The sequence below is a fragment of the Rhodanobacter sp. OR87 genome (assembly GCF_000473345.1).
Taxonomy (GTDB): Bacteria; Pseudomonadota; Gammaproteobacteria; order Xanthomonadales; family Rhodanobacteraceae; genus Rhodanobacter; species Rhodanobacter denitrificans.
The window spans coordinates 45,623-61,298 of the sequence record NZ_AXBJ01000009.1 but is presented as its reverse complement, the minus strand read 5'-3'; the positions used below and the strand labels follow the sequence as shown (position 1 = coordinate 61,298).

Annotated in this window: 13 protein-coding genes; 7 read left to right on the top strand and 6 right to left on the bottom strand. The window is 67.1% G+C overall.

Translation table 11 applies throughout. The annotated features are described in order from the left end of the window. Positions 1-103: 103 nt before the first annotated feature. The 4 genes from RHOOR87_RS0110005 to RHOOR87_RS0109990 form a co-directional block, all read right to left on the bottom strand. Positions 104-463, bottom strand: coding sequence for a hypothetical protein (locus RHOOR87_RS0110005; RefSeq protein WP_007508114.1), 360 nt, complete (start codon positions 461-463; stop codon positions 104-106). Then, positions 460-1,740, bottom strand: a complete 1,281-nt coding sequence (serS, locus tag RHOOR87_RS0110000) for a serine--tRNA ligase (protein WP_027484934.1) — start codon at positions 1,738-1,740, stop codon at positions 460-462. The genes RHOOR87_RS0110005 and serS overlap by 4 nt, the downstream gene beginning before the upstream one ends. 167 nt (positions 1,741-1,907) lie before the next feature. Next, positions 1,908-2,486, bottom strand: a complete 579-nt coding sequence (locus RHOOR87_RS0109995; protein WP_007508110.1) for a hypothetical protein — start codon at positions 2,484-2,486, stop codon at positions 1,908-1,910. Between the two features lie 77 nt (positions 2,487-2,563). Beyond that, a complete protein-coding gene (locus tag RHOOR87_RS0109990; protein WP_027484933.1) occupies positions 2,564-3,901 on the bottom strand; it encodes a replication-associated recombination protein A in 1,338 nt (445 codons plus the stop codon). A gap of 190 nt (positions 3,902-4,091) precedes the next feature. Between RHOOR87_RS0109990 and RHOOR87_RS0109985 the strand changes: the two genes are divergently transcribed. Then, positions 4,092-7,130 carry a ligand-binding sensor domain-containing diguanylate cyclase gene (locus RHOOR87_RS0109985; protein WP_027484932.1) on the top strand — a complete coding sequence of 1,013 codons (3,039 nt, stop codon included), beginning with the start codon at positions 4,092-4,094 and terminating at the stop codon, positions 7,128-7,130. Positions 7,131-7,391: 261 nt separating this feature from the next. Here RHOOR87_RS0109985 and RHOOR87_RS0109980 read toward each other — a convergent pair whose 3' ends face one another. After that, complete coding sequence (locus tag RHOOR87_RS0109980; RefSeq protein WP_015447949.1) at positions 7,392-7,613, bottom strand: hypothetical protein; 222 nt, start codon at positions 7,611-7,613, stop codon at positions 7,392-7,394. Between the two features lie 118 nt (positions 7,614-7,731). On the opposite strand from RHOOR87_RS0109980, the gene hyfB reads away from it, so the two are divergent. From hyfB to nuoB, 6 genes are read left to right on the top strand one after another with little or no spacing between them, the layout of a single operon-like run. Then, a complete protein-coding gene (gene hyfB, locus RHOOR87_RS0109975) occupies positions 7,732-9,753 on the top strand; it encodes a hydrogenase 4 subunit B (RefSeq protein WP_015447950.1) in 2,022 nt (673 codons plus the stop codon). Beyond that, positions 9,750-10,703 carry an NADH-quinone oxidoreductase subunit H gene (locus RHOOR87_RS0109970; RefSeq protein WP_027484930.1) on the top strand — a complete coding sequence of 318 codons (954 nt, stop codon included), beginning with the start codon at positions 9,750-9,752 and terminating at the stop codon, positions 10,701-10,703. The genes hyfB and RHOOR87_RS0109970 overlap by 4 nt, the downstream gene beginning before the upstream one ends. Next, on the top strand, positions 10,704-11,372 hold the full coding sequence (locus RHOOR87_RS0109965; RefSeq protein WP_007508097.1) for a formate hydrogenlyase: 669 nt from the start codon (positions 10,704-10,706) through the stop codon (positions 11,370-11,372). A 1-nt stretch (position 11,373) separates the two neighbouring features. Continuing rightward, positions 11,374-12,825 carry a hydrogenase 4 subunit F gene (locus tag RHOOR87_RS0109960; RefSeq protein ID WP_015447952.1) on the top strand — a complete coding sequence of 484 codons (1,452 nt, stop codon included), beginning with the start codon at positions 11,374-11,376 and terminating at the stop codon, positions 12,823-12,825. Between the two features lie 5 nt (positions 12,826-12,830). Beyond that, positions 12,831-14,375 carry an NADH-quinone oxidoreductase subunit C gene (locus RHOOR87_RS0109955; RefSeq protein ID WP_231381760.1) on the top strand — a complete coding sequence of 515 codons (1,545 nt, stop codon included), beginning with the start codon at positions 12,831-12,833 and terminating at the stop codon, positions 14,373-14,375. A 6-nt stretch (positions 14,376-14,381) separates the two neighbouring features. Then, positions 14,382-14,894, top strand: a complete 513-nt coding sequence (gene nuoB / locus RHOOR87_RS0109950; protein WP_027484928.1) for an NADH-quinone oxidoreductase subunit NuoB — start codon at positions 14,382-14,384, stop codon at positions 14,892-14,894. A 119-nt stretch (positions 14,895-15,013) separates the two neighbouring features. Here the strand turns inward: nuoB and lolA are convergent, their stop codons facing one another. Beyond that, on the bottom strand, positions 15,014-15,673 hold the full coding sequence (gene lolA / locus RHOOR87_RS0109940; protein WP_007508089.1) for an outer membrane lipoprotein chaperone LolA: 660 nt from the start codon (positions 15,671-15,673) through the stop codon (positions 15,014-15,016). Positions 15,674-15,676: the final 3 nt, after the last annotated feature.

Here is a 15,676-nt window from a genome sequence, read left to right as displayed (position 1 = left end):
GGGAAGCCAGATGATCGTGGTTCCGATTCTGCAGGAGCGCACCTTGTGCGCGAGCTCTTCGTCACGTGACCAAAAGCATCGCGCACAGAGTGCGCTCCTACAGTCAGGTGCCCTTCTTCGACAACGCCACCAGGCAACCCACGAGAATCCCCACCGGAATCAACGCACCCAGCAGCGGAACCAGCAGCACCGGTTCGCGTACCACCATCGGCACCAGCTGGGTGGCACTGGCGAAGGCGATGATGGCGAGGCGCCAGCGGCGGCTGCGGCGGGCGAACCAGAAGCTGGCGAGCACCAGTGCCATGGCCGCCATGGACAGGTCGAGGTCGAGCGCGGGCATCCGCCACACGCCGTCGAAACCGAGGCGCATGCCGATCACGGTGGCCAGCACCGCCAGCAGGAAGAAGCTGGTGTAGAACTCCACCTTGCCCCAGCGGCCGTACCCGGATGCCGGCGTGTTCACGCGATGCTGTCCAGACCAGCCATGTACGGGCGCAGCACTTCGGGCACGTCGATCGAACCGTCGGCATTCTGGTAGTTCTCCATCACCGCAATCAGGGTGCGACCGATGGCGAGACCGGAACCGTTGAGCGTGTGCACCAGTTCGGGCTTGCCGGTGTCCGGGTTGCGCACGCGGGCCTGCAGGCGGCGCGCCTGGAAATCCTCGCAGTTGGAACAGCTGGAGATTTCGCGGTAGGTCTGCTGGCTGGGCAGCCACACTTCGAGGTCGTAGGTCTTGACCGCGGTGAAGCCCATGTCGCCGCTGCACAGCAGCACCTTGCGATACGGCAGGCCGAGTTTCTGCAGCACCTTCTCGGCGTGGCCGACCATTTCCTCCAGCTGCGCATGCGACTGGTCAGCGCGGGCGATCTGCACCATCTCGACCTTTTCGAACTGGTGCTGGCGGATCATGCCGCGGGTGTCGCGGCCGTAGCTGCCGGCCTCGGCGCGGAAACACAGCGTGTGCGCGGTCATGCGCAGCGGCAGTGCGTCGGCGTCCTGGATGGTGTTGCGCGCCAGGTTGGTCAGCGAGACCTCGGCGGTGGGGATCAGGTAGCGCTTCGTCTCGCCCACTTCGGTGGCGAACAGGTCTTCCTCGAACTTCGGCAGCTGGCCGGTGCCCTGCATGCTGTCGGCGTTGACCAGCACCGGCACGTTGCATTCGAGGTAGCCATGCTCGGCGGTGTGCAGGTCGAGCATGAACTGGCCCAACGCGCGGTGCAGATGGGCGAGCTGGCCGCGCAGCACGGTGAAGCGCGCGCCGGACAGCTTGGCGCCAGCGTCGCCGTCGAGCCAGCCGTGGCGCTCGCCCAGTTCGACGTGGTCCTTCACTGTGAAGGCGAACTCGCGCGGCGTACCCCAGCGGCTGACCTCGACGTTGTCCTTCTCGTCCTTGCCGACCGGCACGGACACATGCGGGATGTTCGGGATGCCCAGCGCGATGTCGGCGAGCTTCGCCTGCACCTCCGTCAACGCCTGCTCGTTGGCCTTGAGCTTGTCACCGATACCGGCGACTTCGGCCATCAGCGATGCCGTGTCCTCGCCCCTGGCCTTGGCCTGGCCGATCGCCTTGGAGCGGGTGTTGCGCAGGTTCTGCAGATCCTGGGTCTCGGTGGCCAGCTGCTTGCGGGTGTTCTCCAGCGACTCGACGGCAGTCACGTCGAGCGTGTAGCCGCGGGTTTCGGCAAGGCGCGCGGTGGTTTCGGCGAGGCGCGAACGCAGCAGGGCGGGATCCAGCATGATCAAAGTCCAGGTGAAGGCTTGAACCGTGAATTATCGCTGTCGGGTGGCGGTGGCCGCAATGCGACGCCCGACTGACGTAAGGACTTCACCCCGCCCCAGCCCTCCCCTGCTGCACGTCCCACAAGGAGACTTCTTCAGTCGCAGGGGATGGGCAAAGCAGCGACTCATCTGGCCAGCTTGCGTTCACTGCGACCCAGCCACCAGGCGATCGCAGCGCCGGCGAGCAGCCAGCCGACGAGTTGCTCGACCAACGCGGCCAGGGTGAAATCGAGCGGGAAGCGATACCAGTTCCAGTACGGCAGCGTCGTGCTCAGCCAGGCAAAGACCGCCGCGGCCGCAGCCAGCGCCACGCGCCGGCGGAAACCCAGCCCGGCCAGCCCCAGCACGAAGGCCAGCGCCAGCGCGGCAAGCGTATCGGACGCCCACTGCCGGCCAATCTGCGGCCCCATCTGCATCAGGTCGTCGCCTTGCGGCAGGTAGACCACCCAGGCGTACGGCGACGTCGCTGCCTTGGCCGAATAAGCCTTGATCACTGCTTCGTCGCCCATCCGCTTCGGGTCCAGCGACGGCAGGATGTAAACGCCCGGCTGATCGCCGAGACCTTCATGCAAGCTGTTCAACACGACGCTTTCGTTGGCCGGCATCTGGATGCCGACATTACCCAACCCCAGCGCCATGTGCGCCGCCACGCCCCACGCAAAGATCACGATGCCGCCGATCAGACCTGCCACGAGTACGCGCATGGTTCACCCTCCCGGTCGATGCGGCGAATCTAGGTCGGGCACCGGGGCGGCGGCAAGGGTGCGCGCAGCAGCCGACGTTATTTGCCGCGGGCCTTGGCGCGGGCGGCGCGCAGGGCCAGCAGCTTTTCGCGCAGTTGCAGTTCCAGGCCGCGTTCGACCGGCTCGTAGAACACGCTGCCGGCCAATTCGTCGGGCAGGCATTGCTGGTCCAGCGCGATGCCGCCTTCGGCGTCGTGGTCGTACTGGTAGCCCTTGCCGTAGCCGAGGCCCTTCATCAATTTCGTCGGCGCGTTGCGCAAGTGCATCGGCACTTCCAGCGTGCCGCCGCTGCGCACCGCGTCGCGGGCCTTGTTGTAGGCCAGGTAGGCGGCGTTGCTCTTGGGCGAGATGGCCAGCCAGATCGCCAGCTGGGCCAGGCCCAGTTCGCCCTCGGGGCTGCCCAGGCGCTCGTAGGTATCCCACGCGTCCAGCGCCATGCGCCAGGCACGCGGCTCGGCCAGGCCGACGTCTTCCACCGCCATGCGGGTCATGCGCCGGGCCAGGTACAGCGGGTCGACGCCGCCGTCGAGCATGCGGCACAGCCAGTACACCGCCGCGTCGGGATCGGACGAGCGCACCGACTTGTGCAGCGCCGAAATCTGGTCGTAGAACTGCTCGCCCTGCTTGTCGAAGCGGCGCGTGCGGTCGGCCAGCACCTGGGCCAGGGTGGCCTCGTCGATGCGCCCGTCGGCGGCCAGTTCGGCGGCGATTTCCAGCAGGGTCAGCGCGCGCCGCACGTCGCCGTCAGCGGCCTGGGCGATCGAGTCCAGCGCCTCGTCGCCCACCTGCAGCTGCAGCTCGCCGAGGCCGCGTTCGCTGTCGATCAGCGCGCGCTTCAGCGCGGCGATGATGTCGTCGGTGGAGACCGGTTCCAGCACGTGCACGCGGCAGCGCGACAGCAGCGCGGAGTTCAGCTCGAACGAAGGGTTCTCGGTGGTGGCGCCGATGAAGATGATCACGCCGCGCTCGATGTGCGGCAGGAACGCATCCTGCTGGGTCTTGTTGAAGCGGTGCACCTCGTCGACGAACAGCACGGTGCGCCGGTCTTGCGCGAAGTTCAGTTCGGCCTCGGCCAGCGCCTTGCGCACGTCCGGCAGGCCGGACAGCACGGCGGAGATTGCGCGGAAATCCGCATCGGCGTAACGCGCCACCAGCAAGGCCAGCGTGGTCTTGCCGCAACCGGGCGGCCCCCACAGCACCATCGAGTGGATCTTGCCGGCCTCCAGCGCGCGGCGCAGCGCCTTGTCCGGGCCGACCAGGCGCTGCTGGCCGACGATCTCGTCCAGGCTGCGCGGGCGCATGCGTTCGGCCAGCGGCTTGAGCGCATCGGGTTCGGCGAACAGGCCGGGGCTGGATGGCGAGGCGGGACGGGGCATCCGGGCATGATAAGCCATGCCTGCCGATTCATCTGATGGCAGCGGATTGCCGGTATGATTCCGGCACGCGGCGGTGCTTGACCCGCTGCGTGTCGCCGGGGGCAGGATGCAGAAGGGGGCCGCTTCCCTTCAGGGGAAGGATCACGACGGGTCGTGCCGACGCACGCCCGACAGGCGGGTGCCGCCACGCATGAGCGACGCGCATCGCCGTCGCCGGCGTTTCCGGCTGCCTCTGGCGGGTCTCTTTCTGCTGTTTTTGCTGGGCTCCGCGGCGCGCGCCGACAGCGGCGATCCGTGGGCGCCGTTCGATGCCCCCTGGTTCGACCAGGTCGGCATTTCCGACGGTTTGCCGCATTCGGTCACCACCGCTATAGCCCAGGACCGCGACGGCCTGATCTGGATCGGCACCATGGGCGGCCTGGTCCGCTACGACGGCTATCGCCTGCAGGTATTCGGCGCCGGCAGCGGCAAGGCGCCCGGCCTGCCCGACGCCTACGTGCGCAGCCTGCTTGCGCTGCCGGATGGCAGCCTGCTGATCGGCACCAATACCGGCGGGGTGGCCCGCTTCGAGCAGGCAGACAACAGCTTTCGCGTCTATCCGGTCGGTGCCGGCGGCCTCTCCGACCGCAAGATCTACGCGCTCGGCGAAGATCATGCCGGCGGTGTCTGGATCGCCACCGAGAACGGACTGAACCACCTCGACCTGCGCACCGACGCGATCCGCCGGGTGGACACCGGGCCGGATACCTCACCGCGCAACTTCAGCGTGCTGCAGGACCGGCACGGCAACCTGTGGCTGGGCAACAACAACGGCCTGTTCGTGCGCCGCGCAGGCAGCGACGTCTTCGTGCGGCCGTCGACGCCGGACGGTCCCGCCGCTGCGGTGCTCGGCAACCAGATCTGGTCCGTCATGCAGGATCGCGAAGGCCGCCTGTGGGCGGGCAGCGTGCAGGCCGGCGCGGCGTATCGCGATACCGACGGCCGCTGGCACGGCGTGCCGGGCTTCAGCGGCTACCCCGACGGCGCACGCCACTCGACCGTGCGCGACTTGCTGCAGACCGCCGGCGGCGCGGTATGGATCGCCACCGACGGTGGCGGCGTGCTCGAATACACGCCCGGCGACACCGGCGTGCGGCGGATCGATCACGACCCGGCCGTGCCTTCGTCGCTGCCCGGCGACTCGGTGCGCGCGCTGCTGCGCGATCGCTCCGGGAACATCTGGGCGGCCACCGACCTGGGCGTCGCGCACCACAACCCGCAGGCGCGCATCGCGTTCTCGCTGCTGCCGTCGCCGCTGGAGGGCAACGCGCTGTCCGACACCAACGTGCACAGCATCTTCGTCGACTCGCGCGGGCGGATCTGGCTGGGCCTCGGCGCCGGCCACATCGACGTGATCGACCTGAAGGCCGGCCGCATGCGCCACCTTCACCTGGACGGCAGCCAGACCCAGCGCGACGTGCGCAGCCTCGCCGAAGTCGACGGTTCGATCTGGGTCGGCACCCAGGGCCTGGCGCGGATCGATCCGGACACGCTGGCGATCGCGGATTCGGTGCTGCCGGCATTACACGACAAGCCGGTGCTGAGCCTCAGGCGCGACGGTACGCACCTGCTGATCGGCACCTACGACGGCCTTTACCGCTACGACACCCGCAGCGGCACGTTGGAACACGCCAGCCACGTGCCGAGCGATCCGGCCAGCCTCGCCAGCGATACCGTGCGCTACATCGCGCAGGTGGGCGACGACTGGTGGTACGGCACCAGCCGCGGCCTCAGCATCGCCCGCGGCGACAGCCTGCCGCGCCGCTTCATCAACCTGCGCCATCGCGCCGACGACTCCGCCAGCCTGCCGCAGGACCTGATCGGCTCGATCAGCCGCGGCCCGCACGGCCAGGTCTGGGTCAGCACCTTCGACGGCCTGGGCATCGTCGACCCTCCCGTCGACAGCGAATCGTGGCGCTTCCGCACGGTCGGCCCGGCGCAGGGCCTGTCCAGCAACAAGGTCACCGCGGTGCTGGCCGACGACCACGGCCGGTTCTGGGCCAGCCTGTCCAACGGCGTGGCCAGGATCGACGGCGATACACACGAGGCCATCAGTCTCGGCACCCGCGACGGCCTGCACATCGCCAGCTACGTCAATGTCGCCGCGGCACGTGCACCCGGCGGCGAGCTGCTGTTCGGCGGGCTGGGCGGCTTGACCGTGATCCGCCCGCACTGGCAACCGTCTGCGGTCGCCACCACGCCGCTGGCGATCACCAACGCCGTCGTCAACGGCGTGGCCATGCCGTTCGGCAAACTGCCGGCCAGCGGCGCGAAGGTCACGCTGGATCGCGGCAATCGCAACCTGCGCCTGGACTTCGCCCTGCTCGACTACCAGGCACCGATGGAAACCGCCTACAGCTACCGCATGGACGGCCTCGACGAGGACTGGACGAACATCCCCAAGGGCAGCCTGCCCAGTGCGATCTACACCAGCCTGCCACACGGCCAGTACCGGCTGCGCCTGCGCGCCGCCACCCGCGGCCTGCAGCCACGCACGGTCGAGACCGACCTGGCGCTCACGGTCAAGCCGCGCTGGTACGAAACCACCCTCAGCCGGGTGGTCGCCGCCCTGTTGCTGGCGGTGCTGATCGCCACGCTGGTGCATTTGCGCACCCTGTACCTGGGGCGGCAGGCGGCACAGTTGCAGCGGCAGGTCGACGAGCGCACGCGCGACCTGCTCGTGGCGAACCGGCGCCTGGACGAACTGGCCAGCACCGACGGCCTGACCGGCGTCTACAACCGCCGCCGCTTCCTGGAGCTGGCCCGGCTCGAGCGCGAACGCGCCCAGGCCGGCCCGAGCTGCATCGCGCTGTTCGACCTGGACCGCTTCAAGCTGATCAACGACACCCACGGCCACCTGGCCGGCGACGCCGTGATCCGCGGCGCGATCGAGGTGATCCGGCAACACTGCCGCCAGGGCGACCTGGTCGGCCGCTACGGCGGCGAGGAATTCGTGCTGTGCCTGCCCGACACGCCATTGTCGCTGGCGCGGGAGATCGCCGAGCGCATCTGCGCGGCGCTGGCCGCCACCACGGTGAACCACGACGGGCGCCCGATCCCGGTGACCGCCAGCATCGGCATCGCCGCGCTGCGGCCGGGCGAGTCGATCGAGCAATGGCTGTCGCGCGCCGACAAGGCGCTGTACGAGGCCAAGCGCGCCGGTCGCAACCGTTGCGCCGTCGCCAGCTGAGCGGTGCTCAAGCCGCGTCGGCGTCGATGCCCCGTATCAGCGTGTCCCCACCGCGACAGGTCCATCCGGGCGGCTGATTCCTGACATGGTACGCGTGCCCGCATGAGGGCTGCGTTGTCCAGTTCGATGCAGCTCACCTCGGGCGCTCAACGAAGCCCGTGTTTGTCCGGGCGGCGATCGGCCCGCCGCCACGCTGTTTCCCGTCGTCCTTTCCCGCCCCATCCCTGCAGCTATGGCACCGACACGTGACGCTGGCAGCCGCTAGCGCGTCCGCGGCCTCTTGGCTGCAGTCGCGGTCTTTTCAGCAAGGTTGTACTCGCTTTGCCAGGAGTGCCCGGACTTCTGCTCGATATAGTCCCGGATCAGCTGGCGCACCACCTGCGACGGCGTGGTGTCGTCCCCCGCACACAAGCGCTCGAACACCGCCTTCTTGCGTGGATCGATCAGGACAGTCAGGCGGGCCGTACGGCTTTCTGTTGGCATGCGAGTATCATCGGCTATACACTAGATCATCATACTATGATAATAAAATTATCATGACAAACGTCCAGACGGCGCCGCTCAACGGCCGCTCAACCAGCGACCTGCTCGGGTCCACCGTATGCATGGGGTGAGTGCACTGACGACAACCACGGCACTGACGGCGTTGCTGGTTCTGGTTGCTTCGTGGTTGCTGATTGGTGCACTCGGCCTGGTCCAGTCCAATCGCATCGGTTGGGTCGCACGCACGCTATTCCCACTGGGCGCGCTGGTCGCGCTGGGCATGGCCGGCATGGGCGCCATGTCCCTGGCCACGGGCTTTGCCGCGCAGACCAGCGTGCTTGCCTTCGGGCTGCCAGACATGCCGTTTCATGTGCGTCTGGATGCGCTGTCAGGCTTCTTCTTGCTGCTGCTTGGAAGTGCGGGGGCTGGCATCTCCATCTTCGCCGCCGGTTACTTCCGGCAAGGCGAAGGCACGGCGCCGGGGCTGCTCTGCCTGCAGTACCACGTATTTCTGGCCAGCATGGCGCTGGTCGTGCTGGCCGATGACGCCTATCTGTTCATGGTGGCGTGGGAAACCATGGCGCTCAGTTCGTACTTCCTGGTGACCACCCAACACCGTATTCCGGAGATCCAGCGCGCCGGCTTCCTGTACCTGCTGATGGCGCACGTGGGGGCACTGGCATTGTTGCTTTGCTTCGGTGTGCTGCACGGCGGCAGCTGGCTGATGACGTTTGATTCGATGCGTGCGGCCACCCTGTCGCCTGCCTGGGCCGCGGCAGCCTTCCTGCTGGCCTTGTTCGGTTTCGGTGCCAAGGCGGGCCTGGTGCCCTTGCATGTGTGGTTGCCGGAAGCCCACCCGGCCGCGCCCTCACCGGTGTCCGCGATGATGAGTGGCTTGATGCTCAAGGTGGCGGTCTACGGCATGTTGCGGATCAGTTTCGATCTGCTCCACGCCGGCCCATGGTGGTGGGGCATGCTGACGCTGGCGGTGGGACTGGCCACGGCGCTGTTCGGTGCGGTGTTCGCTGCCGTACAGACCGACATGAAGCGGTTGCTGGCCTATTCCTCCATCGAGAACATCGGCCTGATCTTCGCCGCGCTTGGCCTGGCGCTGCTGTGCTACGCGTTCGACATGCGCCTGCTGGCGGCGTTGGCACTCACCGCCGCGTTGCTGCACGCACTCAATCACGCCCTATTCAAGAGCCTGCTGTTTCTCGCCACCGGCTCGGTTCTGCACGCCACCCACGAGCGCAGCCTGGGCAAACTCGGCGGGCTGATCCGGCGGATGCCATGGGTCGCCACGCTGGCCCTCGTCGGCACCCTGTCCCTCGCCGGGTTGCCACCGCTCAACGGTTTCGTTTCCGAATGGCTGCTGCTGCAGGCATTCTTGTCCACGCCGTCCATCCCGCATGCGTTCATCAACATGATCGTGCCACTGGGCGCGGCCGTGGTGGCACTCACCGCCGCGCTGGCCGGCTACGTGATGGTCAAATTCTACGGTGTCATATTTCTCGGCCAGCCACGTGAACCCTCACTGATGCAGGCCCACGATGCGGGCTGGCTCGAACGGGTGGGGCTGGCCTGGTTGGCGTTGGGCTGCATCCTCATTGGCGTGTTTCCGCAAGCCGCGCTGGATGCCATCGCTGGCGTGACCCAGACCCTGCTCGGCACCGTGATCCAGCGCGGCCCGGCGCCATGGTGGATCGCTCCGGTGGCGCAGGCACAGGCTTCTTACAGTGGCCTGTGGCTGCTGTTGGGCATGGCCGGCGTGATCGCGGTGATGTTCGTGCTGGTACGGCGGATGTACCACGGTCGTGTGCGCCGGGTGTCACCATGGAATTGCGGTTACCCCGAGCTGACCCCGCGCATGCAGGACACCGCCGAAGGATTTGGTCAGCCGATCCGGCACATGTTCGGGCCGTTTTTTCGCATCGAGCGCGAAGTGCCTTCGCCGGATGATCAGCTCCCGCGTTACCGCATCCAGATCGATGACCACCTCTGGCATGGGCTGTATCTTCCGCTGGCCCGCATCGTCGGCTGGCTGGCCGATGCGCTGTCCGTGCTGCAGCGCGGACGTCTGGCCATCTATCTGCTGTACAGCTTCCTGACTTTGATCGTATTGCTGGTGTTCGTCCTGTGAACGCACTCGCGCTCGTCAGCCAGCTCGGCGGTGTGGTACTGGCCGTGGCACTGGCGCCGCTGTTGGCCGGATGGGTCGCACAATGCCGAGCCTGGCTGCAGAATCGTTCGGCCCCTCCCCTGCTGCTCCCCTACCGCACCTTGCGCAAGCTGTTCCGCAAGGATGCGGCGCTGGCCACGCAGGCCTCGCCCTTGTTCCGCGCCGCGCCCTACGCCGTGTTCGGCGCCATGGCCACGGCGGCGGCGATCATTCCCTCGGTAACCACCGACCTGCCCCTCGCCAGGGTGGCCGATGCCATCGCCTTGGTCGGCCTGTTCGCAACGGCACGCGTGTTCATCGCCCTGGCGGCGATGGATATCGGCACGGTCTTCGGCAGCATGGGCGCGCGACGCGAAATGATGATCGGATTTCTCGCTGAGCCGGCGTTGCTGATGGTGTTGTTCAACGCGTTTCTGATGTTTGGCAGCACGGCGTTGCCGACCATCGTGAAAGGCACCCTGGACGCCGATGGGTTGACGTTGCATCCGAGTCTGGCCTTCGCCGGCGTCGCTTTCGTGATGGTGTTGCTGGCCGAGAACGCCCGCATTCCGATCGACAACCCCGGCACGCACCTTGAAGTGACCATGATCCATGAGTCCATGGTGCTGGAATATTCCGCGCGCCATCTGGCCCTCATCGAATGGGCGTCCTGGTTGAAGCTGTTCAACTATGCGTGCATCGGTTTCACGCTGTTCGTGCCCTGGGGCATCGCGCCGCACACGGCCGGCCCATGGGGTTTGTTGCTTGCCATCGTGTGGTTGCTGGCCAAGCTGGCCGTCGCCGGCGCGGTGTTGGCGGTGATTGAAACGGTCTCGGCCAAGCTGCGCATCTTCCGGGCGCCGGAGTTCCTGAGCATGGCGTTCCTGCTCGCCGTGCTGGGCCTGCTCGTTCATCTACTGCTGCAATCCTGAATGATGCCTCCACTCAACCTCGCCACCCAGCTGCTGCATGTGCTCGCCGCCGGCCTGCTGATGATCTCGTTCGCCATGCTCGCACAGCGGCGGACACGGCGGCTGATCGTGCTGCTGGCCTGGCAGGGTGTGGTGCTGACCGCCTCCACGCTGCTGGTCGCTGTCACAGCGCACTTGCAGCATCTGTATTACTCCGCCGCGCTGACCCTGATCGAAAAGGTCTGGCTGATGCCGTGGATCCTGCTGCGGCTGATGCGTCGCCTGGGCATCGAGGGCGACAGCGATCCGCTGGTGAACATTCCCACCCTGATGCTGGTTGGGCTGGGTCTGGTGATCTTCGCGTTCGGGCTGGCCCAGCCGATCAGTTCGCTGGCCACCACCGTCACCCGACAGACGCTTGGCATTGCGATGGCGGTGATCCTGCTGGCCTTCCTGATGATGATTGCCCGACACAAGGCGGTGACCCAGGTGATCGGTTTCCTGGCGATGGAGAACGGCTTGTTCTTCGCCGCCACCAGCACGACCTACGGCATGCCGATGGTGATCGAGCTGGGGATTGCGCTCGATCTGCTGGTCGGCGTGTTCATTTTCGGCATCTTCTTCTTCCAGATTCGCGAGCAGTTCGACAGCCTCGACCTGCATCAGCTCGAAGCACTCAAGGAGGACTGACGTGGAGCTTGCGTGGGTGCTGGGTACTCCATTGTTCGGTGCGATCGTGCTGGCCGTGCTCGGTGCGCGGCGCTCCGCCGCCGAACTCAACGTCGTGATCAGCCTGGCGACGTTGATCGCCGCCGCGGCGCTGGTACTCAGGATCATCGGCCACGGCTCGATGACCGTGGCCCACGAGCAGTTCTTCGTCGATCCGTTCAACGTGTTCCTGATCGCGCTGACCGCGCTGATCGGCTTCACCACGGCGGTGTTTTCGCGCCCCTACATGCGTATCGAACAGGATCACGGTCGACTCAACACGCACCGCCTGCGGCTCTATCACAGCATGTACCAGCTGTTCATGGCCGCCATGCTGGTGGCACTGTCGACCAACAACATGGGGCTGCTGTGGGTCGCGATGGAGGCGGCGACGCTGTCGACCGTGCTGCTGGTGTCGTTGTACCGCACCCGCGCCAGCATCGAGGCGGCCTGGAAATATTTCATCCTGTGCGGCGTCGGTATCGCGCTGGCGCTGTTTGGCACGATCCTGTTGTACTTCGCGGCAGAGCGGCTGCTCGGTGGCGAGGGCATGAAAGCGCTGTTGTGGACCCACCTCAACGCGGTGAAAGGGCAGCTCGATCCGACGGTGATCGGGCTCGCGTTCGTCTTTCTGCTGGTCGGCTACGGCACCAAGGTCGGTCTCGCCCCCCTGCACAACTGGCTGCCCGATGCCCATGCGGAGGGCCCCACGCCGGTCTCGGCGGTGTTGTCGGGGCTGCTGCTCAACGTGGCGATGTACGCTGTGGTCCGTTGCAAGATCCTTGCGGCCGGCGCGATGCACTCGGCGCTGCCCGGACGCATGCTGATGGCGTTCGGTTTGCTCTCGACGGTGCTGGCGGCGTTCCTGCTGTGGCGTCAACGCGACATCAAGCGTCTGTTTGGCTACTCCTCGATCGAGCACATGGGCATCATCACGTTTGCGTTCGGCATGGGCGGGCCGCTGGCAAATTTCGCCGCACTGCTGCACATGACGGTGCACTCGTTGACCAAGTCGGCGATCTTCTTCGCCGCCGGCCATGCCTCGCAGATCGCGGGCACCCAGCGCATTGATGGCATCCGCGGCCTGCTGGCGGTGAGTCCCACCGTCGGCTGGGGATTGATGCTGGGCTCGCTGGCGATCCTCGGCACGCCGCCGTTCGGCGTATTCACCAGTGAATACATGGTCTTGATCACGGCCATGCGCGACCACCCGTGGGCGACACCGTTCCTGCTCGTCGCGCTGGCCGTGGCATTCGCCGCGATCTTCTTCAAGGTGCAGCCGATGGTGTTCGGCGAAACGGATGCACAGCGCCTGCCGCACCCGCCGGCACTGGTGCCGGTGTTTGTGCACCTGTCGATCGTGCTGATGCTCGGCCTGTACATACCGCCCGCCCTGGCCCAATGGTATCGGCTCGCCGCGAGCCTGATCGGATGAATCCCATGTGGCCTGACTTTCTCGACACCGAATGTGCGGCCTTGCCCTCCAACGTGGCGGCCTGCCGCGTACAGGTCGATGCCACTCGCTGGTGCGAGGCCGCGGACGCGATGCGCGAAGCCGGTGCGGACCTGCTGTCGCTGTGGGGCAGCGATGATCGTGACCGCGACCGGTGCCTGCGCGTGCACGCGGCCTACCTGCTGCGCGATCGGGTGGTCGTGGTGGAGCACGCGATGCCCGCCAGCCAGGCAATCTACCCCTCGCTGGCCACACGCTTTCCGGTGGCCGGGCGGCTGCAGCGCGCAACCTACGACCTGCTCGGCATCCGCGCCGACGCTGGCGATACGCGGCCGTGGCTGCGCCACGGCGGCTGGCCGGAGGATGTGTTCCCGCTGCGCCGCGACGTCGCGGCGACCCAGACCTGGCCAGTGACCAGCAGCCCGTATCCCTTCGTTCCGGTCAGCGGTGACGGCGTGCACGAGATGACCGCCGGTCCGGTGCATGCCGGCACCATCGAGCCGGGGCGTTTCCAGCTGGCCGTGGTAGGCGAAAAGGTGCTGCGCCTGGAGGTTCGCCTCGGTTACACGCACAAGGGCATCGCCAAGCGCTTCGAGGCGCTGGCCCAGCGCGACGCCCACCGCCTGGCCGCCCATATCTGCGGCGATTCGACGGTGGCTTTCAGCTGGGCGTATTGCGCCGCGCTGGAATCGATCACCGCCAGCACACCTTCGCCGCGCGCCCTCGTCCTGCGTGCACTGGCGCTCGAACGCGAGCGCATCGCCAATCATCTGGGCGATCTCGGCGGACTGGCCAACGATGCCGGCTTTGCCTTCGGCCAGACCCAGTTTTCCAGCCTGAAAGAGCAGCTTTTGCGGCACAACGCGGCGCTGTTTGGCCAGCGCTACCTGTTTGACTTTGTGGTACCCGGCGGCGTCGCCCGCGACCTGCCGGCACGCGCGCTGCCGGGCATGCTCGACGAGATCGCGGCACTGGAACACGCGGTAGGCGACCTGCGTGGAATCTACGCTCGACACGCGGGCCTGCAGGATCGTTTCCTCGGTGCCGGCCGATTGACCCCCGCCCAGGCTGCCGCATTGGGTGCGATCGGCCTGGCCGGGCGTGCTTCCGGCGTCGCCCGCGACCTGCGCGTGGACCAGCCATGGTCGCCGTACGATCACTCGTCGCCGACGTTGGCCACGAGCACCGAAGGCGATGTGGCGGCGCGCGTGCAGGTGCGCTTCGACGAGACGCTCGAATCACTGCGGCTGTGCCGGCAATGGCTGCAGGCGCTGCCAGCCGGTGAGCGGGTCTGCGACGTGCCGGTGGCGCCCGCCGGTCAGCTCGGCATCGGCCTGATCGAAGGCTGGCGCGGTCCGGTCATGCTGGCGCTGGAAACCGGCCCCGCCGGTGGCATCCGGCGCTGCCGCGCGCATGATCCCTCGTGGCAGAACTGGCCGCTGCTCGAAGTCGCCATCTTGGGCAACATCGTGGCGGACTTCCCGCTGATCAACAAATCCTTCAACCTTTCCTACAGCGGACACGACGGGTAAGCGCGCATGTTCGATATCCTGTCACGCATTCGTCGAACCGGCCGCCTGAGCGAACCGTATCCGGTGCCGGATACCGGCGAGACGGCGTCAACCGCGATCCAGCGCGAGCTGCACGCCGTGTTCGGGCGCGCCTTGTGCATTCGCCATGTCGACGCCGGCTCCTGCAATGGTTGCGAGCTCGAAATCCACGCGCTGAGCAACGCGTACTACAACCTGCAAGGCGCCGGCATACGGTTTGTGGCCAGTCCGCGCCATGCCGATCTGCTGCTGGTCACCGGACCGGTCTCGGTCAATATGGAAGACGCACTCAGGCAAACCTACGAAGCGATGCCCGATCCCAAGTGGGTGCTCGCCGTGGGGGACTGCGCGGCCTGCGGCGGCCTGTTCGGCGCCAACTATGCGACCCGGGGGCCGGTCAGTGCCATCATCCCGGTGGATGCCGTGGTCACCGGCTGCCCGCCCGAGCCACTGGCGATCATGCGCGGCCTGCTGCAGATAACCAGCAAGCGGCCGGCATGACATCTCCGCGCTGCCCGGTCAGCGGCCTCATGCGTAATCGGTGAGCGCGACGATACCCTGCTCGTGCACCGGAAACGGCCAGCTGGCTCCGCTGGTCCGCAGATCATCCGGCTGCTGCATCAGTCCTTCAGCGGCTGTACGTCGATCACCGGCGCGTCGCCGATCACGTCGGCGCCCTTCGGCGGCACGAAGTTGAAGGTGGCCGGCGGAATCGGCACGTTGCGCTGCCAGCCGGAGAAGCGGATCTCGGTGGTGGAACCGAGCTGGTCGCGGAACGTCATGCGGGCCAGGCCGTTCGTGTCGAAGCCGAGGTCGGCGTAGTCGAACTGCGGGTCCTTCGCGGTGGAACTGAGCCGCAGCCAGGCCAGGCCGTCGTGCTGGCCTCGCTCGACCACCTTGAAGTCCCTGTCCATCTGCGCGAGGTCGGTCAGCACGGTGAGCGGGCTGTGCGCCTCCTCGCTCGACTGGATGCGCACGGTGACTTGCTCCAGCTCCGGGTCGTACATCCACACTCGGCTGCCGTCGGCCACGATGGTTTGCTTGTACGGTGCGGTGGTGTCCCAGCGGAACTGGCGCGGCGCCTGCAGCGCCAGCGTGCCGGAGCTGGCCTTGCTGGCGTGGCCGTTGATGTCGGTCAGGGTCTGGCTGAAGTGGCCGGTCAGCGAATGCAGGCCGCTGGCAAACGCATCCAGCCGCGCGCGGGCGGGGCCGGTGGCGGCCTGGGCCGCGCTGGCCAGCGACAGCAGGAACGCGGCGGCGACGATGGTGAGGCGTTTCATCGG